The sequence below is a fragment of the Acinetobacter sp. UBA6526 genome, from assembly GCF_002434875.1.
Classification (GTDB): domain Bacteria; phylum Pseudomonadota; class Gammaproteobacteria; order Pseudomonadales; family Moraxellaceae; genus Acinetobacter; species Acinetobacter venetianus.
Genome location: NZ_DJLC01000075.1, coordinates 1 through 3,297 on the forward strand (window position 1 = coordinate 1; position 3,297 = coordinate 3,297).

Annotated in this window: 4 protein-coding genes and 1 pseudogene; 1 reads left to right on the forward strand and 4 read right to left on the reverse strand. The window is 36.3% G+C overall.

What is annotated here, in order from left to right:
* The 4 genes from B4237_RS04950 to B4237_RS04965 all read right to left on the reverse strand — a co-directional run.
* The coding region (locus B4237_RS04950) for a TCP-1/cpn60 chaperonin family protein (protein ID WP_286941919.1) at positions 1–211 on the reverse strand (211 nt) is incomplete at its 3' end.
* Positions 212–270: 59 nt separating this feature from the next.
* Positions 271–561 (reverse strand): co-chaperone GroES, encoded by a 291-nt coding sequence (locus tag B4237_RS04955; RefSeq protein ID WP_004652030.1) that lies wholly within the window; start codon positions 559–561, stop codon positions 271–273.
* Positions 562–747: 186 nt separating this feature from the next.
* On the reverse strand, positions 748–1,503 hold the full coding sequence (locus B4237_RS04960) for a metallophosphoesterase family protein (RefSeq protein WP_278595530.1): 756 nt from the start codon (positions 1,501–1,503) through the stop codon (positions 748–750).
* Complete coding sequence (locus tag B4237_RS04965) at positions 1,484–2,422, reverse strand: diacylglycerol/lipid kinase family protein (protein WP_061517991.1); 939 nt, start codon at positions 2,420–2,422, stop codon at positions 1,484–1,486. The genes B4237_RS04960 and B4237_RS04965 overlap by 20 nt, the downstream gene beginning before the upstream one ends.
* A 395-nt stretch (positions 2,423–2,817) precedes the next feature.
* Here B4237_RS04965 and B4237_RS04970 point away from each other — a divergent pair.
* Positions 2,818–3,297, forward strand: a pseudogene (locus B4237_RS04970) (phosphoenolpyruvate carboxykinase); the annotation flags it as partial.

Here is a 3,297-nt window from a genome sequence, read left to right on the forward strand (position 1 = left end):
CACCCATGTTTTCAAACTTGTCTTTTAAAGAAATTTCTTTAGCAACAGTTACACCATCTTTAGTGATGTGTGGTGCACCGAAAGAACGATCGATAACAACGTTACGACCTTTCGGGCCTAAAGTTACTTTTACAGCATCTGCAAGGACGTTTACGCCTGCAATCATTTTTGAGCGAGCTGAATCACCAAATTTTACGTCTTTAGCTGACATATTAAACTCCGAATCTTTTTAAATACTGAATCTGATAATAAATGTGAGTTATGTGTCGATTAGCCTTCAAGCACAGCTAAGATGTCTGACTCTTTCATGATTAAGAGTTCTTCACCGCTTACTTTAACTGTTGTACCCGCATAAGTACCAAACAAAACTTTGTCGCCAACTTTAACGTCTAAAGCACGAACGCCGTTGTCAGTGATTTGGCCATTACCTACTGCAATTACTTCACCTTGAGATGGTTTTTCAGCAGCAGAACCTGGAAGTAAAATACCACCAGCCGTTTTAGTTTCTTCTTCTACGCGACGAATCACAACACGATCATGTAATGGGCGGATGTTGCTCATAGTTAACTCCATCAGACTTAGTCTTATTGATTAATGTGCATTGCCAATTCATGGCAACGCATAAAATTTTGATATGCCACTTTTTTGGGGATGAAAAAAAAGGCTTCAAGGGGAAAAGTGAAAAAAAATCTATTTTTTGATGCTTTTTCAAACACTGATTTCAATCACATTGCATTTAGCTGGAAATCAGTGCTTTTCGAAGCTGTTTTTATCCTCATTAAACCAATAATGTTCAATCACACCATTATCCAATATCACGTTAAAACTATTAGAAAATCCAAAACGTAATCGATTTGATGTTGCCGTCCCAGCATGGATATCAAAAATAGGATATTCGAAACCTAATTGAAAAATTTGATTTAAATCGTGTACAGCAACTTTATGCAAGTGCCCATGCAATAAACCAAAAAGATGAGTCTTTCCCCACTGTTCTAAAGCCATTTTTCCAAGCACTGGACAATCTTTATCGCCATGATCGTTTGGAAATGTATAAAACGGTTGATGAAATACCACTAGTTTTAATTTATGGGCAGGAGCATGTTTGAGTTTTTCATAAGTTTCATGAATTTGCTCTAAAGAAATATGTCCACGCGTATGGTAACGACGACGAATGCTGTTCATGCCCACAATATAAAAATGCTGTGTTTCCATAGTCGTTTCTAAACGACCAAAAAAAGCTTGATAACGAACAAATGGTGAGAAAAAACGATTCCAGACATGATAAAGCGGAATGTCATGATTACCAGGCACAACTAAGTACGGAATCGACAACGAGTCTAAAAACTGTCGACATGCATAAAACTGATTAAATCGAGCACGTTGTGTTAAATCACCACTCACTACAATCGCTTCTGGACGATATTGTTTACAAAACTTTCGTATTGCATCCAGACAAACATCTCGCTCAGTTCCAAAATGCAAATCAGAGAGGTGTAATAACATTTGGAACCATAACTTTTAAAGATGATTTTTGAACTGAGAAATTTAGTGGTGTCTCCAACTCCATAAGTTCTCCATCAATCGCAACCGTAACTTTATCTTTTTTGCAGCCAACTGTAATATTTTCTGCACAAAAAGTATAAACATCAGGCGTTTGCTCTATTTTCCCTTGAATTAATTTTAATAACATTTTCAATAAACTAAACCGATCACTTTTGGCTACAACTACACCAGCTAGTTTTCCATTGGCCGCGCATTCAGCAATTCTTAATTTCATATCACACAATTGCAATTGATTATTTCCAAAGAAAATCAAGGGCGTCGCGACTGGATATTTCTGCCCATCAACATTAATAGACAGTTTCAAAGACTTATGTTCACGCAATAACACATCAAGTCCTGAAGTGTATGCATTTAAGGGAAAACGCCCGAAGTGCTGATTATATAGTTCTCGTTTTTTGATAAATAAAGGATAAAGTCCAAGGCTAGCATTATTTAAATAAATCTGATCATTAATTGTAGCAACATGAACTTCACGAAATTTACCCGTTGCAATCACGTCTGCTGCCGCAAAGACATCAATTGGAATATCTAAAACACGGGCAACATAATTAAAAGTTCCTAATGGAATAACCCCCATCGGAATATTGGTATGCATTAATCTTTTCGCAACTGCATTTAATGTTCCATCTCCACCAGCAGCCACCACAACACCACGTAAATCAGCCTGTTGATGACGTGAAAGCACAGATTTCATCAGCTCGTCAAAATCAACCTTTTGATTTAGTTCAAAAACCTGTATTTCAAAACCATGCTGCGTCCAAAACGTCATTAAGCGTTCATAGACTTCATCTTGTTGCGCAGCATGAAATCCAGATTTTTGATTGTAGATAATCGATAAGGGGCGCAAATTTTGATTCACTCAGTTCACCCTTTGAAATTGTGCCTCCATATTTTTGTGCATAAAATCAACAAATAAAAGCCCGTTTATGTAAATTTTGGATGATGATTATTCAATTTATCAATAATAATTCTCAAAAAAATAAAATCAAATAAACAGTTGTTTTTAAATAAAATTTTTAATAAAAATAACATGCATAAAAAAAACATATAAGCCTAAAAAAAACTGACAAAAAACTTAAAAACAATAACTTAAGAAAAAATATACAGCTTTTCATTAACCTGCCATATGATCCAATAGTCTTATTTTTTTTATGATTTTGTGCTTTAATACAGCCACTTTTTTTACTTCATCTATTTTCATTGTAAACCAATGAATAGAATTGTACGTCGTACACACTTTAAAAAGGCATGACCATGACCCAAGTGAACGCACCAGAATTCGTTCGTCACCCTAAGCTTATTGCATGGGTGGAAGAAATTGCAAAATTAACCAAACCAGCAAAAATCGAATGGTGTGACGGAAGCGAAGAAGAATATCAACGTCTGATCGACTTGATGATCGCTAACGGCACCATGCAACAACTTAACCAAGAAAAACATCCTGGTTCTTATCTTGCAAATTCTGACCCTTCTGACGTTGCTCGTGTTGAAGACCGCACTTACATCTGCTCTGAAAAACAAGACGACGCTGGTGCAACAAATAACTGGGTTGCTCCTGCAGAAATGCGTACAAAATTAAATGGTTTATTTGATGGTGCAATGGAAGGTCGTACAATGTACGTGGTTCCATTCTCTATGGGTCCTTTAGGTAGCCACATTGCGCACATCGGTATTGAATTAACTGATTCTCCTTACGTTGCTGTTAGCATGACTAAAATGGCTCCTATGGGGAAA

Coding starts and splice junctions, on each gene's coding strand:
- B4237_RS04955 (WP_004652030.1), bottom strand. CDS start 561: ATGAGCAACATCCGCCCATTACATGATCGTGTTGTGATTCGTCGCGTA.
- B4237_RS04960 (WP_278595530.1), bottom strand. CDS start 1,503: ATGTTATTACACCTCTCTGATTTGCATTTTGGAACTGAGCGAGATGTT.